The sequence below is a fragment of the Pantoea sp. X-Soil-YNGN-844 genome, assembly GCF_059730595.1.
In genome coordinates this window covers 2,190,368-2,205,656 of sequence record NZ_AP036007.1, presented here as the reverse complement: position 1 = coordinate 2,205,656, position 15,289 = coordinate 2,190,368, and the positions used below count along the sequence as shown (strand labels likewise).

Sequence of the window (15,289 nt, the reverse complement as noted above, 5' to 3'; positions counted from 1 at the left end):
AAGGCGACAAAGAGGAAGCTCAATGAGCGAAAAGTTACAGAAAGTCTTAGCGCGTGCCGGTCATGGCTCGCGTCGTGAAATCGAATCAATGATTGCTGCCGGTCGTGTCAGCGTTGACGGCAAGATCGCCACCCTGGGCGACCGCGTTGAAAGCAGTAAATCCCTGAAAATCCGTATTGATGGCCATCTGGTATCGATTGCTGAATCAGCAACCGAAGTTTGCCGCGTGCTGGCTTACTACAAACCGGAAGGCGAACTCTGTACCCGCAGCGATCCTGAAGGTCGCCCGACGGTGTTTGACCGTCTGCCACGTCTGCGTGGCTCACGCTGGATTGCCGTTGGCCGTCTGGATGTGAACACCTGTGGTCTGATGCTCTTCACCACCGACGGTGAACTGGCGAACCGCCTGATGCATCCAAGCCGTGAAGTGGAACGTGAATATGCGGTGCGCGTGTTTGGTCAGGTGGACGACGATAAAATTCGTCAGCTGAGCAAAGGCGTTCAACTGGAAGATGGTCCGGCTGCGTTTAAAACCCTGAAGTTTGGCGGTGGAGAAGGCATCAACCAGTGGTACAACGTGACTCTGACCGAAGGACGTAACCGTGAAGTGCGTCGTTTGTGGGAAGCGGTCGGGGTACAGGTCAGTCGTCTGATGCGTGTCCGCTACGGCGATATCACGTTACCAAAAGGCCTGCCGCGCGGTGGCTGGACCGAACTGGATCTGCCAGCGGTTAACTATTTGCGTAACCTGGTGGAGCTGGATGATGAAACGGTCACCAAGCTGGTGGTCGAAAAAGATCGTCGTCGTACCAAGGCGAACCAGATTCGTCGTGCGGTGAAACGCCACAGCAAAGTGAGCAGCACTCCCCGTGCGCCACGCCGCAATCCGGGCAGCAAACGTAACGCCGGTTAATCCCGTTGCCCGATCGTGAAAAACGCAGCCCCAGGGCTGCGTTTTCTTTTTCTGCTACCAGTCAATTCCCTGCTGAGCCTGTATACCGGCATCAAAGGCGTGCTTCACCGGCCGCATCTCCGTCACCGTATCCGCCATTTCAGTCAGGCTGCGATGACAGCCACGTCCGGTAATGATTACGCTCTGATGCGCCGGACGCTGTTGCAGGGCGGTAATCAAATCGGCTAGCGGCAGATAATCCATGCTGACCATATAGGTGATTTCGTCGAGCACCACCAGATCAAACTGCTCATCGGCCAGCATCCGTTTTGCATGCTGCCACACGGCCAGACAGGCAGCGGTATCCGTTTCGCGGTTCTGCGTATCCCAGGTAAAGCCGGTTGCCATCACCTGAAATTCAACACCGTGCTGTTCCAGCAGGTTTCGCTCGCCATTCGGCCAGTCACCTTTAATGAACTGGACAGCCGCTGCGCGTTTGCCATGACCGGTGGCGCGCAGGGCGGTACCAAAAGCCGCCGTCGTTTTGCCTTTGCCGTTGCCGGTAAACACCATCAGGATGCCACGCACCTCGGTGGCTGCTGCAATCCGCGCATCGACCTGCTCTTTTAGGCGCTGCTGACGCTGCTGATGACGATCGTCAGCCATTACTCTGCGGCTCCGGGTTTTCTGCCCGGCTGCGCATCAAAGCTGATACCGGTTTTGCGCCGGCTATCATCACCCATCAGATAAAGATAGAGCGGCATCAGATCAGCAGGGGTTTTCAGCTTATTGGCATCTTCCTGCGGGAACGCGCTGGCACGCATTTTGGTTCGCGTCCCGCCCGGATTAATACAGTTCACCCGCAATGCCTGCGTTTTATACTCATCAGCCAGTACCTGCATCATGCCTTCGGTGGCAAATTTAGAGACAGCGTAAGCCCCCCAGCCCGCGCGACCGTTACGGCCCACGCTGGAGGTGGTAAACACCAGTGAACCGGCATCCGATTTTAACAACAGCGGCAACAGCGCCTGGGTCAGGAAGAAGGTTGCGTCCAGGTTGATGTTCATTACCTGCTGCCAGACCTGTGGGTCGAGTTCCGCCAGCGGCACGATTTCACCAAGGATACCGGCATTGTGCAGCACGCCATCAAGGCGAGGAAACTGCTGCGACAGCTGTTCTGCTATCTGATGGCAACGTTCCGGTGTCGCTTCAGCCAGATCAAACACGACGGTATGAGCAGCACATTTATTAAGTTGATCGATTGCCTCTTTGACCTGCTGAAGCTTCTCAGGGTTACGGCCCATCAGGATCACTTCTGCGCCATAACGGGCATACGTCAGCGCCGCTTCCCGGCCAATGCCATCTGAAGCGCCAGTGACCAGGATAATGCGATGATTGAGCAGGTCGCTTTTCGGTTGATAATGCACAGCGGGGTCCTCCAGCGAAAACAGCATGATTCCGCTTTATGCCTGAATTTACGAATGGGCGCAATCGCCAACCCACCCATTCTGTGCCAGCTGCTGGCATTTCAGGCGACGAAGCGGGGCAAAACGGCTAAACTGGCGAATTGTTTTTTATTCTTTTGTGAAGGCGACCTGATGGATTTTATTTCAACGTATGGACTGTTTTTAGCGAAAGTGGTGACACTGGTGGTTGCCGTCGCTGTGATTGTCATGATTGTGATGAATGCCGCGTTACGCAAACGGGCACAAAACGGTCAGCTTCGACTGACTCATCTGGATGATGACTATCAACAGATGAAAGAGGATTTGCAGCTGGCAAAAATGAAGCCTCAGGCACAAAAAATCTGGCTGAAAAATCATAAGAAAAGTGAAAAGCTGAAAGCCAAAGCGGAAAAGCAGGCGGCGAAGCAGGGACAGACAGACAGCATTAAGCCCACGCTCTATGTACTCGATTTCAAAGGCAGCATGGATGCCGGTGAGGTGAGCTCACTGCGTGAAGAAATTTCAGCTGTGCTGGCGGTCAGGCAGCCTGGCGACGAAGTGCTGCTGCGTCTTGAAAGCCCTGGCGGTGTGGTGCATGGCTATGGCCTGGCAGCATCGCAGCTGCAGCGCCTGCGCGATCAGGGTCTGCGCATCACGGCGGCCGTAGATAAAGTGGCAGCCAGCGGAGGTTATATGATGGCCTGCGTGGCCGATCGCATTGTGGCGGCACCGTTCTCGATCATTGGTTCCATCGGTGTGGTTGCGCAAATCCCAAACTTCAACCGCCTGCTTAAGCGTAACGATATTGATGTTGAGCTGCATACCGCAGGACAGTACAAGCGCACGCTGACGCTGTTTGGTGAGAATACCGAAGAGGGACGTGAGAAATTCCAGGAAGATCTCGACGAAACGCACCTGCTGTTCAAGCAGTTTGTTCACCAGATGCGCCCGTCGCTCGACATCGATCGGGTAGCAACCGGTGAGCACTGGTATGGCCGTCAGGCGCTGGATCTCGGTCTGATTGACGAAATCGGCACCAGCGATGATCTGATCATCCGTCAGATGGATCAATTCAGCGTACTCGGCGTGCATTACGCCCGCCGTCGTAAAATGATGGACCGTTTTACCCAGAGCGCTGGCTCGGTGGCTGAGCGGTTGCTGCTGAAACTCTGGCAGCGCGGCGAAAAGCCACTGCTCTGATGCGAAACCCGGCCTGTGCCGGGTTTTTTATTCCAGGTGATAGCGCGGCGACAGCTCCACAGCAAGGTATTTGAAGACGTTAAACACCGCCGTGGTTTTCGCGGTCGGCAGTCCATCCGCATCAAGAAAGAACGGTCCGCGAAAGACCAGCACATCCGCCTGCTGAGTCACTTCATCCGCCTGCATGCCTGCTAAATAATCATCATGTTCTTTAATCAGCGCATTGGCCTTTTCCAGCAACGTCTGGCGGGAAATAGCCTGAGTTGATCTCTGCATTTATTCGCTCCTTTTTGACAGCATCCAAATCCTTTCTATATTACTGGCCTGTCACGCGCTGTGACAAATCGGTCTGAACGATGAAAACCTGGCGTAAGTTCGGGCTGAGTGCTAATTAAGTTGCGTAACAGATTTTATCAGGTAGAGTGTGGGCGATTCCGATTTCAGGGATTTTGCACCGGGATGTGCGAAGAGTTCAGATGGAAAAAGCACGCTTTATCATGCAGTTGCAGCAGGCCGTATCATCTGATCTGAGATTGACCCCTCCGCCTTGAAATGTTAAACAGGCGCAGCAATATTGAACCCACTGGGTTTTTGGGCATCCAATCCTCTCCCGTTAAGCAGGATGTTTTCATTAGGTAAAGGTAAATATGGGTAAAGCACTCGTTATTGTTGAGTCCCCGGCAAAGGCTAAAACAATCAATAAATACCTGGGTAGTGACTACGTGGTTAAATCCAGCGTAGGTCATATCCGGGATCTGCCGACCAGTGGTTCAACCGCGAAGAAGAGTGCTGACGCTTCGACAGATAAGAAAGTCAAAGACGCTTCAACTGACAAGAAAGTCAAAAAAGTTAAAAAAGATGAGAAAGCTGCACTCGTCAGCCGCATGGGTGTAGACCCTTATCACGGCTGGGAAGCGGATTATCAGATTCTGCCCGGCAAAGAGAAAGTCGTTGCTGAACTGAAGGCGCTAGCCGCCAATGCTGACCACATCTATCTCGCAACCGACCTTGACCGCGAAGGGGAAGCCATTGCCTGGCACCTGCGGGAAGTGATCGGTGGTGATGACTCGCGCTTCAGCCGCGTGGTCTTTAACGAAATCACCAGGAATGCGATTCGTCAGGCATTTGAAAAGCCGGGCGAACTGAATATTGACCGGGTAAATGCTCAGCAGGCGCGTCGTTTCATGGACCGCGTGGTGGGCTACATGGTCTCGCCACTGCTGTGGAAAAAAATCGCCCGTGGCCTCTCGGCCGGACGTGTGCAATCTGTTGCGGTTCGCCTGGTGGTGGAACGTGAACGTGAGATCAAAGCCTTTGTTCCCGAAGAGTACTGGGAAGTTAATGCCGCATTGACCACGCCAAAAGGCGATGAGCTGTCCATGGACGTGACGCACAAAGGTGATAAAGCCTTCCGTCCGGTCAATCGCGATGAGACTTATGCCGCGGTGGCGCTGCTGGAAAAAGCGCGCTATGAGATCGTCGACCGTGAAGATAAGCCGACCAGCAGCAAACCGGGCGCGCCTTATATCACCTCGACACTGCAGCAGGCTGCCAGCACCCGTCTGGGCTTTGGCGTGAAGAAAACGATGATGATGGCTCAGCGCCTGTACGAAGCCGGTCACATCACCTATATGCGTACCGACTCGACCAACCTGAGTCAGGATGCGGTCGCAATGGCGCGTGGCTATATCGAAAGCAACTTCGGTAAAAAGTATCTGCCTGAAACCGCCATTACTTACGCCAGCAAAGAGAATTCCCAGGAAGCGCACGAAGCGATTCGTCCTTCCGATGTGGAGGTGGTGGCGGAAAAGCTGAAGGATATGGAAGCGGATGCGCAGAAACTCTATCAGCTGATCTGGCGTCAGTTTGTTGCCTGTCAGATGACACCAGCAAAATATGATTCCAGCACCATTACAGCGGCGGCGGGTGAATTTAAACTCAAAGCAAAAGGCCGTATTCTGCGTTTTGATGGCTGGACCAAAGTCATGCCAGCGCTGCGTAAGAATGATGAAGATCGTACATTGCCTGCCGTCAGCGTGGGTGATGTTCTGGATTTGCAACAGCTTCTTCCGGGTCAACACTTTACCAAGCCACCGGCGCGCTTCAGCGAAGCGTCACTGGTGCGTGAGCTTGAGAAACGCGGCATTGGTCGTCCATCCACGTACGCAGCCATTACCTCGACCATTCAGGATCGCGGCTACGTGCGGGTAGAAAACCGCCGCTTCTATGCGGAAAAAATGGGTGAAATCGTCACCGATCGTCTGGAAGAGAACTTCCGCGAACTGATGAACTACGATTTCACCGCCCGCATGGAGAGCAACCTCGATCAGGTGGCTAACAACGAGGCGCAATGGAAAGCGGTTCTCGATCACTTCTTCGCCGACTTTACTCAGCAGCTTGAGTTGGCTGAGAAAGATCCTGAAGAGGGAGGCATGCAGCCGAACCAGATGGTGCTGACCTCGATTGAGTGTCCGACTTGTAGCCGTCAGATGGGAATCCGTACCGCCAGTACCGGCGTTTTCCTGGGCTGTTCCGGCTATGCGCTGCCGCCTAAAGAGCGCTGCAAACAGACCATCAACCTGATTCCTGAAAATGAAGTCCTCAATATTCTGGAAGGGGATGATGCTGAAACCAACGCCCTGCGTGCCCGTCGTCGTTGCCAGAAGTGTGGTACCGCGATGGACAGCTACCTGATCGATAATGAACGTAAACTGCACGTCTGTGGTAATAACCCGGAGTGTGACGGTTACGAAATTGAGAAGGGCGAGTTCCGCATTAAAGGCTATGACGGTCCGGTGGTGGAGTGCGAGAAGTGTGGTTCGGAGATGCACCTGAAGATGGGACGCTTTGGTAAATACATGGCGTGTACCAACGAAGAGTGCAAAAACACCCGCAAGATTCTGCGCAGTGGTGAAGTTGCACCGCCGAAAGAAGATCCGGTTCCGCTGCCAGAGCTGGCGTGTGAGAAGTCCGATGCTTACTTCGTGTTGCGTGACGGCGCAGCGGGCGTTTTCCTCGCGGCCAACACCTTCCCGAAATCACGCGAAACGCGTGCGCCGCTGGTGGAGGAGCTTCAGCGCTTCAAAGATCGTCTGCCTGAGAAGCTGAAATATCTGGCCGACGCGCCAGCAGCCGATCCGGAAGGCAATAAAACGCTGGTGCGCTTCAGCCGCAAAACCAAACAGCAGTATGTCTCCTCTGAAAAAGAGGGTAAGGCAACCGGATGGTCCGCCTTCTATATAGATGGCAAGTGGCAGGAAGCGAAAAAGTAAGTCTCAGGCCAGCATTTGCTGGCCTTGTCCTTACTGTGATTACCCGATTTGACCACTGACACTGACAACGCACCACATTCAGGCCAGCGCTCGCTGGCCTTTTTCTGAGCCTTATATCAATCCGTTCTACTCTGTCACTTAAACTGATATAGTTGTTATAGCATTTCCGACCTTTCCTGATGCATAGCATTTCTTGACCCTTGCGACTATACGTCAAGCGGGGATGCGACTCTGTAACTTACCGGGATGGAATAGATATGAAATTACAGCAGTTGCGCTATATCGTCGAAGTGGTGAACCATAATCTCAATGTCTCTTCGACAGCGGAAGGTCTCTACACCTCTCAACCCGGCATCAGCAAACAGGTGCGTATGCTGGAAGATGAGCTGGGTGTGCAAATTTTTGCCCGCAGCGGTAAACATCTCACCCAGGTGACGCCTGCAGGGGAAGAGATCATTCGTATAGCGCGTGAAGTCCTCTCCAAAGTGGATGCGATCAAATCCGTGGCCGGCGAGCACACCTGGCCGGATAAAGGCTCGCTTTATGTCGCCACTACACATACCCAGGCACGTTACGCGCTGCCAGGCGTGATCAAAGGATTTATCGAGCGCTATCCGCGCGTCTCTTTGCATATGCATCAGGGTTCACCAACCCAGATCGCCGAAGCGGTTTCCAAGGGCAATGCGGACTTTGCCATAGCCACTGAAGCCCTGCATCTCTATGATGATCTCATCATGCTGCCGTGCTACCACTGGAACCGCGCGATTGTCGTCACGGCTGATCATCCGCTGGCCGGAAAAGGGCAGGTGAGCATCGAAGAACTGGCTGAATATCCGCTGGTGACTTACACCTTTGGCTTTACCGGGCGCTCAGAACTCGACACGGCCTTTAATCGGGCAGGATTAACACCCCGCATTGTCTTCACCGCGACTGATGCTGACGTCATTAAAACCTATGTCCGTTTAGGTCTGGGCGTGGGGGTTATTGCCAGTATGGCAGTTGACCCGGTGGCCGATCCTGACCTGATTCGTATTGAAGCCGCCGATATCTTTACCAACAGTACCACCAAGATTGGCTTCCGCCGCAGCACCTTCCTGCGCAGCTATATGTATGATTTTATCCAGCGTTTTGCGCCACACCTGACCCGCGACGTGGTGGATACTGCCGTGGCGCTGCGCTCAAACGAAGACATTGAGGCGATGTTTAAGGACATTAAGCTGCCATTTAAATAGCGTTGATGCGCTAAGCGACAACATAAGGCTGCCTGGTGCAGCCTTTTTTGTTGCCAGGCTTTAGCGCCAAATGAGAATCAAAAGTTTTTATGATTTTTTTGTAAATGAAACATTGATCACATGTTTTCCGGTTGGGCTTTCTTAAATGCGAAATACAACACACTTTTAACTATGTCACTTTGCGACTCGCCAGGATTATTCCCATACTCCAGTTAAGAGCTGATGTGTGAAGCCAGTAAACATAAGGTTCTTTAGATGTGACTTTAGTTTTAAATGGATCTGTTTTTAAATTAACTCAAATTCATTAGTTGTCTGTTTAATTAAATATTCGTTCAGGAGTTAATGATTTCTTACGTTACCGAAGCCTATTGATTAATACCGTTAATCGTTTTACTCAATAAAAATAACTGGATTTTTGGCCTTAACGCGTTTAGGATTCCTCCTAAATCTTAATCGATGTTATCAATCATTTTGTTGAGAGTGATTATCAAAAACTATGAATACACGACTGACTGTACAACCGGGTTTCCCGGCAAAAAGCACCAAGGTTGAGCGTACTGGCAACACCCGTCGCAATGCCTGGTTAACCGTATTCGCTGCCTCTGCGCTGTTCTGGGTGGTTGTAGCGTTAATGATTTGGCGTATCTGGGGCTAAAGCCATGTGGGCACATACACTCAGTCATAAACGTTCTTTGACCACGGGTCAGCACAAGTCAGTATCCTGCAAAGGTAAAGAAGCCCTTGCAAAGGACGAAAAAGTGTCTATCCCCGAGTCATGGGATTTGAGTGATAACCAGCGACTGTTTATTGAGTCGTTTCTGGACCCTAAAAACAAATAACGTTGTAAGACCATCTATTCGTCACTGCTCTTTTATAACCGGAGTTTCCGGTGGGCTTTTAAATGCCCCTTTCCACATCCTGTAAGACCAAAGGGTGTCGCCGATTGACAGGCGACCGCAAAAACTTTTACGCCCGATTCCGGCGAAGGAGTGAACCAAATGAATATTATTAAAATGTCCTGGCTTAGCGCGTATGCTTTCTCCTTTGCGTTCTGGTCTGCGGCGGTGTGGATAACGCTGTAATTTGAATTAAATCACCTCTTTCTGATGCCTCGTGTTTTCACGGGGCATTTTCGTTTTCGGCGATTGTAGCAATTTGTGTTGTAATCAAAACGTTAACGAATTTGTGGTCTATCTTTAACATAAACCTTTGTCTCACTAAGGTTTAAGACCATGAACGAAAAAGGAGGAGCTATGTCGTCTACCCTACGCGAGCTGAGTCAGGAAATACTGCAGGTCGACACCAACAAATATCACATCTTCAGTCTTCCCCGTGCGGCTCAACATCTCGGCAACATCGATAGCCTGCCCAAATCTCTTAAAGTTCTGCTGGAAAACTTACTGCGCTGGCAGGATGGCGACTCTGTCACCACAGAGGACATCCAGGCGCTGGTTGACTGGCAGAAAGATGCTCACGCCGACCGTGAAATCGCCTACCGGCCAGCCCGCGTATTAATGCAGGACTTTACCGGCGTGCCGGCCGTGGTCGACCTGGCGGCTATGCGCGAAGCGGTTAATCGTCTGGGCGGCGATGTCGCCAAAGTGAATCCGCTGTCGCCTGTCGATCTGGTTATCGACCATTCGGTCACCGTGGACCATTTTGGTGATGATGACGCTTTTGAAGAGAACGTCCGGCTGGAGATGGAGCGTAACCATGAGCGCTACGTTTTCCTTCGCTGGGGTCAGAAAGCGTTTGATAAATTCCGCGTCGTGCCGCCAGGAACCGGCATCTGCCATCAGGTGAACCTGGAATATCTCGGCAAGGCAATCTGGCATGAAACCCTTAATGGCGAAGAGTATGCCTGGCCCGACACGCTGGTCGGTACCGATTCTCATACCACCATGATCAACGCGCTTGGCGTGCTGGGATGGGGAGTCGGGGGCATCGAAGCTGAAGCAGCTATGCTGGGTCAGCCTGTCTCCATGCTGATCCCGGATGTCGTAGGTTTCAAACTTACCGGCAAACTGCGCGCAGGCATTACCGCAACCGACCTCGTTCTGACCGTCACTCAGATGCTGCGTAAGCATGGCGTCGTCGGCAAATTCGTTGAGTTTTACGGTGACGGCCTGGCCGACCTGCCGCTGGCCGACCGTGCGACCATCGCCAACATGGCACCGGAGTATGGTGCGACCTGCGGATTCTTCCCGGTCGATGACGTCACACTGAGCTACATGACGCTGACCGGACGTGATGCCGATCAGGTCGCCTTAGTGGAAGCCTATGCCAAAGCGCAGGGTCTGTGGCGCAATCCCGGCGATGAGCCGCGTTTCACCAGTACCCTGGCACTGGATATGAACGAAGTGGAGTCAAGCCTGGCCGGACCAAAACGTCCGCAGGACAGGGTGTCGCTGGGTGATGTGCCCGCTGCGTTTGATGCCAGCAACGAGCTGGAAGTGAATCAGGCGCAAAAACCGCATAAGAATGTTGAGTATACCGATAGCGACACTGGCCTGACTCACACACTGACCGATGGCGCGGTGGTGATCAGTGCGATTACCTCCTGTACCAACACCTCTAACCCAAGCGTGCTGATGGCAGCCGGTTTACTGGCGAAGAAAGCGGTAGAGCGTGGTCTGAAACGTCAGCCGTGGGTCAAAGCCTCGCTGGCACCCGGTTCCAAAGTGGTTTCCGATTATCTGGCCGTCGCGCAGCTGACCTCGTATCTCGACGAGCTGGGCTTTAACCTGGTGGGCTACGGCTGCACCACCTGTATCGGTAACTCCGGCCCGCTGAAAGATGAGATTGAGTCTGCGATCAAAGCGGGCGATCTCACGGTCGGTGCCGTTTTATCCGGCAACCGCAACTTTGAAGGTCGTATTCATCCGCTGATTAAAACCAACTGGCTGGCTTCGCCGCCGCTGGTGGTGGCTTACGCGCTGGCGGGTAATATGAAGATCAACCTGCAGACGGAGCCGCTGGGACACGATCGTCAGGGCCAGCCGGTCTACCTGAAAGATATCTGGCCGTCGCCGGAAGAGATAGCCACAGCCGTGCAGCAGGTCACCAGTGATATGTTCCACAAAGAGTACGCCGAAGTCTTCGATGGCACACCAGAGTGGCAGGCGATCAGGGTCAGTGAAGCGGCAACCTACGACTGGGATGAAGGCTCGACCTACATCCGCCTGTCGCCGTTCTTTGATGATATGGAGAAAGAGCCTAAGCCGGTGCAGGATATTCGCGGTGCGCGGGTGCTCGCATTACTGGGCGATTCTGTCACCACGGACCACATCTCGCCAGCGGGCAGCATTAAAGCGGAAAGTCCCGCCGGGCGCTATCTGCTGTCACACGGCGTTGAGCGCAACGACTTTAACTCTTATGGGTCGCGTCGCGGTAATCATGAAGTGATGATGCGCGGCACGTTCGCCAATATTCGTATCCGCAATGAGATGGTGCCAGGCGTGGAGGGCGGCTATACCCGACACTATCCGAGTGGCGAACAGCTGGCCATCTACGATGCGGCGATGAAATATCAGGCGGAAGGGGTGCCGCTGGCGGTCATTGCAGGTAAGGAGTACGGCTCTGGTTCAAGCCGCGACTGGGCTGCTAAAGGGCCACGTCTGCAGGGGGTAAGGGTCGTGATTGCCGAATCGTTTGAGCGTATTCACCGCTCTAACCTGATTGGGATGGGCATTCTGCCCCTGGAGTTCCCGCAGGGCGTGACCCGCAAAACTCTGGGGCTGACCGGTGAAGAATGCATTGACGTAGAAGATCTTCAGGCACTGACGCCAGGCTGCAGCGTGAAAGTCACGCTGACCCGTGCTGACGGCAGTAAAGAAGAGCTGGACACCCGTTGTCGCATCGATACCGGTAATGAGCTGACCTATTACCGCAACGACGGTATACTGCACTACGTTATCCGCAATATGCTGGACTGACAAAAAAGCCGGGGAGACCCGGCTTTTTCATTTATGACTTCGGCAGCAGATGCCCCATCTTTTCCGCTTTCGTATCCAGATAGTGTGCATTCTTCGGATTACGTCCCACGACCAGCGGCACACGTTCAACGATGTTGATCCCGGCTTCGCTGAGGATCTCCACTTTGCGCGGATTGTTGGTCAGCAGACGCACTTCATTCACGCCCAGCAGTTTGAACATATCTGCGCACAGGGTGAAGTCGCGCTCATCGGCGGCAAAGCCAAGCTGATGATTCGCTTCTACGGTGTCATAACCCTTATCCTGCAACGCATAGGCGCGGATCTTATTCAGCAGACCAATGTTACGGCCTTCCTGACGGTGATAGAGCAGCGCGCCGCGACCTTCTTCTGCGATGGCATTGAGCGCGGCTTCCAGCTGAAAACCACAGTCGCAACGCAGGCTGAAGAGTGCATCGCCGGTCAGGCATTCGGAGTGAACGCGCGCCAGTACCGGCTCGTTGTCATTAATATCGCCAAAGACCAGTGCAACATGGTCATGTCCGGTTGCCAATTCTTCAAAACCAACCATCAGGAAATCTCCCCATGGCGTGGGCAGTTTGGCTTCTGCCACCCGTTTAAGCTGCATGTGACTCTCCAGAACCTTCAGAGGATGCACTATCATCATGATAGCGCACAGGCCAGTGTGGCCTGACAAACGTGCAATATTGTGCCACAACCCGGAAGCGGGCTGGTAATCTCTGAGACCAATTGCAGTGATAAAGCACAATTATCCAATCGGCAACGGTTATGTTATTCTTTTTTAAGCTAAAGTTATGCAAATGTTGCCATTTGACACCAGGATAAGGGAAAAGGATGTTTAAGATTTCGCGTCGTACCACCTTCGGAATGCTGCTGTTGCTCATCATGCCGGTTGCCGTCTGGCTTACCGGCTGGCGCTGGCAGGCAGGTGAAAGCAATGCGCTGCTGAAGGGGCTCTTCTGGATGACGGAAACCGTCACCAATCCGTGGGGTATTGTCACCAGCGTGCTGCTGAGCGCCTGGATGCTCTGGTGTCTGCGCTTTCGCCTGAAGCCCGCCATCCTGCTGCTGCTGATCATGAACGCCACTATTCTGGCGGGACAATACACCAAATCCTTTATCAAAGAGCAGATTCAGGAGCCGCGTCCCTATGTGATCTGGCTGGAGCAGCATCATGGGCTGGATGAGAAGACTTTTTACGAGCTGAAGCGTAAACAGCGTGGTGAGATGGTGACGTCACTGATTGCCGATGAGACGCAGATTCCGGGCTGGCTGAAACGACACTGGGCGTTTGAAACCGGCTTTGCTTTTCCGTCGGGGCATACCATGTTTGCCGCCAGCTGGGCACTGCTGGCACTGGGGTTGCTCTGGCCGCGCCGGCATTATAAAACCGTGGTGGTGATTTTCCTGTGGGCGACGGGCGTGATGGCGAGCCGCCTGCTGCTGGGCATGCACTGGCCACGCGATCTGGCGATGGCAACCGTGCTCTCCTGGTTGCTGGTCACCGTGGCGACCTGGCTGGCACAGCGCTTCTGCGGCCCGCTGACGCTACCGCCGGAAGAGCAAAAAGAGGTGGCACAGCGGGAGCCCTGATTGTAATTCACCCTTAAGACCCCATATTATTAGTCGGGCCTGCGCAAAAGCGACTCGCCCGATGCTGCTGGGAGCAGCATTTATGCTGGATTTTTGGCATAATTCTACCCGATAACCTCACAACAGGATGCACTGTGAAATATTTGCTGATTTTTTTAGTGGTACTGGTCATTTTTATCATTTCCGTCACCTTAGGCGCGCATAACGATCAGGTCATTACTTTTAACTATCTGCTGGCACAGGGTGAGTTCAGCATCTCGACCTTACTGGCATCACTGTTTGGCGCAGGTTTTGTGCTTGGCTGGGTCATCTGCGGGCTGTTCTGGTTACGGACCCGTGTTTCACTGGCCAATGCCAATCGGAAAATTAAGCGTATGCAGACGCAAATTGAGCAGAGCACCGCCCTGGCGACCACGCCATCTTCTCCGGCTGGCCGGGAATAATCCTCAATGCATGAATTGCTGTTTCTGTTACTGCCGGTTGCGGCTGCCTATGGCTGGTATATGGGCCGCCGCAGCGCGCATCAGGATAAGCAACAGGAAGCCAACCGGCTGTCACGTGAATATGTGGCGGGCGTCAATTTCCTGCTCTCAAATCAGCAGGACAAAGCCGTTGATCTGTTTCTCGACATGCTAAAAGAGGACAGCGGCACGGTAGAGGCACATCTGACGCTGGGTAACCTGTTCCGATCGCGCGGAGAAGTTGACCGCGCTATCCGTATCCATCAGGCATTAATGGAAAGTGCTTCCCTGAGCTACGAGCAGCGTCTGCTTGCCGTTCAGCAGCTGGGTCGCGACTATATGGCGGCGGGCCTATATGACCGCGCAGAAGATATGTTTAAGCAGCTCACCGATGAAACAGATTTTCGTATCGGCGCGCTGCAGCAATTGTTACTGATCCACCAGGCCACCAGTGACTGGCAACAGGCGATCGAGGTTGCAGAACGCCTGGTTAAGCTCGGCAAAGAGAAGCAGAAAGGCGAAATCGCCCACTTCTACTGTGAACTGGCGTTACAGGCGATGAGCAGCGACGATCTGGATCGTGCCATGAGCCTGCTGAAGAAAGGGGAGGCGGCCGACCGCAACAGCGCACGCATCTCCATTATGATGGGCCGTATTCTGATGGAAAAAGAAGACTTCGCCAGAGCGGTGGGTCATCTGCAGCGCGTGCTGGATCAGGATAAAGAGCTGGTGAGTGAAACATTGGGCATGCTGGAGACCTGTTTCCAGCGGCTTAATCAGCCTGACGCCTGGGCAGACTTTCTGCAGCGCTGTGTGGAACAGAACACCGGCGCGGCAGCGGAACTTTATCTTTCAGACATCCTTGAACAGCAGCAGGGCGCTGAAGCGGCACAAAATTATATCAGTCGTCAGCTTGAACGCCATCCGACGATGCGTGTCTTCCATCGCCTGATGGATTTAAACCTGCGTGAAGCCGAAGATGGCCGGGCCAAAGAGAGTCTGATGGTGCTGCGCAACATGGTGGGTGAACAGATCCGCACCAAGCCACGCTATCGCTGCCAGAAGTGTGGCTTTACCGCACATGCGCTTTACTGGCACTGTCCATCCTGCCGGACGTGGTCTTCAGTTAAACCTATCCGTGGTCTCGACGGCCAGTAAAGCGGCCGTTATGACTGAATTAATATCACCCATAATAGTTACAACATACTATAAAAGAAATAATCAGCAGACTTCAGCAAAGG

Annotated in this window: 14 protein-coding genes; 10 read left to right on the top strand and 4 right to left on the bottom strand. The window is 53.4% G+C overall.

Annotated features, from left to right (window positions below):
- Positions 1–22: 22 nt before the first annotated feature.
- Entirely contained in the window at positions 23–913 is an 891-nt protein-coding gene (rluB, locus tag AC6I8C_RS10320; protein WP_061062581.1) for a 23S rRNA pseudouridine(2605) synthase RluB, read from the top strand.
- Between the two features lie 54 nt (positions 914–967).
- On the opposite strand, the gene cobO is transcribed toward rluB, so the two are convergent.
- Positions 968–1,558: a cob(I)yrinic acid a,c-diamide adenosyltransferase gene (cobO, locus tag AC6I8C_RS10315; RefSeq protein WP_497822413.1), complete on the bottom strand. Its 591-nt coding sequence runs from the start codon at positions 1,556–1,558 to the stop codon at positions 968–970.
- The gene (locus AC6I8C_RS10310) at positions 1,558–2,319 is read right to left on the bottom strand and encodes a YciK family oxidoreductase (protein ID WP_497822412.1); all 762 of its coding nucleotides are present in this window, start codon (positions 2,317–2,319) and stop codon (positions 1,558–1,560) included. Before AC6I8C_RS10310 ends, cobO begins: the two co-directional genes overlap by 1 nt.
- A 171-nt stretch (positions 2,320–2,490) precedes the next feature.
- Between AC6I8C_RS10310 and sohB the strand changes: the two genes are divergently transcribed.
- A complete protein-coding gene (sohB, locus tag AC6I8C_RS10305; RefSeq protein WP_497822411.1) occupies positions 2,491–3,537 on the top strand; it encodes a protease SohB in 1,047 nt (348 codons plus the stop codon).
- 27 nt (positions 3,538–3,564) lie between these two features.
- On the opposite strand, the gene AC6I8C_RS10300 is transcribed toward sohB, so the two are convergent.
- The gene (locus AC6I8C_RS10300; RefSeq protein ID WP_497822410.1) at positions 3,565–3,813 is read right to left on the bottom strand and encodes a YciN family protein; all 249 of its coding nucleotides are present in this window, start codon (positions 3,811–3,813) and stop codon (positions 3,565–3,567) included.
- Positions 3,814–4,184: 371 nt separating this feature from the next.
- On the opposite strand from AC6I8C_RS10300, the gene topA reads away from it, so the two are divergent.
- From topA to acnA, 5 genes are all read left to right on the top strand, one after another.
- Positions 4,185–6,809, top strand: coding sequence for a type I DNA topoisomerase (topA, locus tag AC6I8C_RS10295; RefSeq protein ID WP_497822409.1), 2,625 nt, complete (start codon positions 4,185–4,187; stop codon positions 6,807–6,809).
- 257 nt (positions 6,810–7,066) lie between these two features.
- Positions 7,067–8,041 (top strand): HTH-type transcriptional regulator CysB, encoded by a 975-nt coding sequence (cysB, locus tag AC6I8C_RS10290; RefSeq protein ID WP_013358012.1) that lies wholly within the window; start codon positions 7,067–7,069, stop codon positions 8,039–8,041.
- A 496-nt stretch (positions 8,042–8,537) separates the two neighbouring features.
- Positions 8,538–8,696, top strand: a complete 159-nt coding sequence (locus AC6I8C_RS10285; protein WP_003853864.1) for a YmiA family putative membrane protein — start codon at positions 8,538–8,540, stop codon at positions 8,694–8,696.
- A gap of 4 nt (positions 8,697–8,700) precedes the next feature.
- A complete protein-coding gene (locus AC6I8C_RS10280; protein ID WP_072013084.1) occupies positions 8,701–8,880 on the top strand; it encodes a YciX family protein in 180 nt (59 codons plus the stop codon).
- A 414-nt stretch (positions 8,881–9,294) separates the two neighbouring features.
- Complete coding sequence (acnA, locus tag AC6I8C_RS10275; RefSeq protein WP_497822408.1) at positions 9,295–11,976, top strand: aconitate hydratase AcnA; 2,682 nt, start codon at positions 9,295–9,297, stop codon at positions 11,974–11,976.
- 31 nt (positions 11,977–12,007) lie between these two features.
- Here acnA and ribA read toward each other — a convergent pair whose 3' ends face one another.
- The gene (ribA, locus tag AC6I8C_RS10270; RefSeq protein ID WP_010244482.1) at positions 12,008–12,601 is read right to left on the bottom strand and encodes a GTP cyclohydrolase II; all 594 of its coding nucleotides are present in this window, start codon (positions 12,599–12,601) and stop codon (positions 12,008–12,010) included.
- Positions 12,602–12,828: 227 nt separating this feature from the next.
- Between ribA and pgpB the strand changes: the two genes are divergently transcribed.
- The 3 genes from pgpB (at position 12,829) to lapB (ending at position 15,206) form a co-directional block, all read left to right on the top strand.
- Positions 12,829–13,587, top strand: a complete 759-nt coding sequence (pgpB, locus tag AC6I8C_RS10265) for a phosphatidylglycerophosphatase B (RefSeq protein WP_497822407.1) — start codon at positions 12,829–12,831, stop codon at positions 13,585–13,587.
- Between the two features lie 134 nt (positions 13,588–13,721).
- On the top strand, positions 13,722–14,030 hold the full coding sequence (locus tag AC6I8C_RS10260) for a LapA family protein (protein ID WP_013358009.1): 309 nt from the start codon (positions 13,722–13,724) through the stop codon (positions 14,028–14,030).
- Between the two features lie 6 nt (positions 14,031–14,036).
- Entirely contained in the window at positions 14,037–15,206 is a 1,170-nt protein-coding gene (lapB, locus tag AC6I8C_RS10255; RefSeq protein WP_497822406.1) for a lipopolysaccharide assembly protein LapB, read from the top strand.
- Positions 15,207–15,289: the final 83 nt, after the last annotated feature.

Coding starts and splice junctions, on each gene's coding strand:
- rluB (WP_061062581.1), top strand. CDS start 23: ATGAGCGAAAAGTTACAGAAAGTCTTAGCGCGTGCCGGTCATGGCTCG.
- cobO (WP_497822413.1), bottom strand. CDS start 1,558: ATGGCTGACGATCGTCATCAGCAGCGTCAGCAGCGCCTAAAAGAGCAG.
- sohB (WP_497822411.1), top strand. CDS start 2,491: ATGGATTTTATTTCAACGTATGGACTGTTTTTAGCGAAAGTGGTGACA.
- AC6I8C_RS10300 (WP_497822410.1), bottom strand. CDS start 3,813: ATGCAGAGATCAACTCAGGCTATTTCCCGCCAGACGTTGCTGGAAAAG.
- topA (WP_497822409.1), top strand. CDS start 4,185: ATGGGTAAAGCACTCGTTATTGTTGAGTCCCCGGCAAAGGCTAAAACA.
- cysB (WP_013358012.1), top strand. CDS start 7,067: ATGAAATTACAGCAGTTGCGCTATATCGTCGAAGTGGTGAACCATAAT.
- AC6I8C_RS10285 (WP_003853864.1), top strand. CDS start 8,538: ATGAATACACGACTGACTGTACAACCGGGTTTCCCGGCAAAAAGCACC.
- AC6I8C_RS10280 (WP_072013084.1), top strand. CDS start 8,701: ATGTGGGCACATACACTCAGTCATAAACGTTCTTTGACCACGGGTCAG.
- acnA (WP_497822408.1), top strand. CDS start 9,295: ATGTCGTCTACCCTACGCGAGCTGAGTCAGGAAATACTGCAGGTCGAC.
- ribA (WP_010244482.1), bottom strand. CDS start 12,601: ATGCAGCTTAAACGGGTGGCAGAAGCCAAACTGCCCACGCCATGGGGA.
- pgpB (WP_497822407.1), top strand. CDS start 12,829: ATGTTTAAGATTTCGCGTCGTACCACCTTCGGAATGCTGCTGTTGCTC.
- lapB (WP_497822406.1), top strand. CDS start 14,037: ATGCATGAATTGCTGTTTCTGTTACTGCCGGTTGCGGCTGCCTATGGC.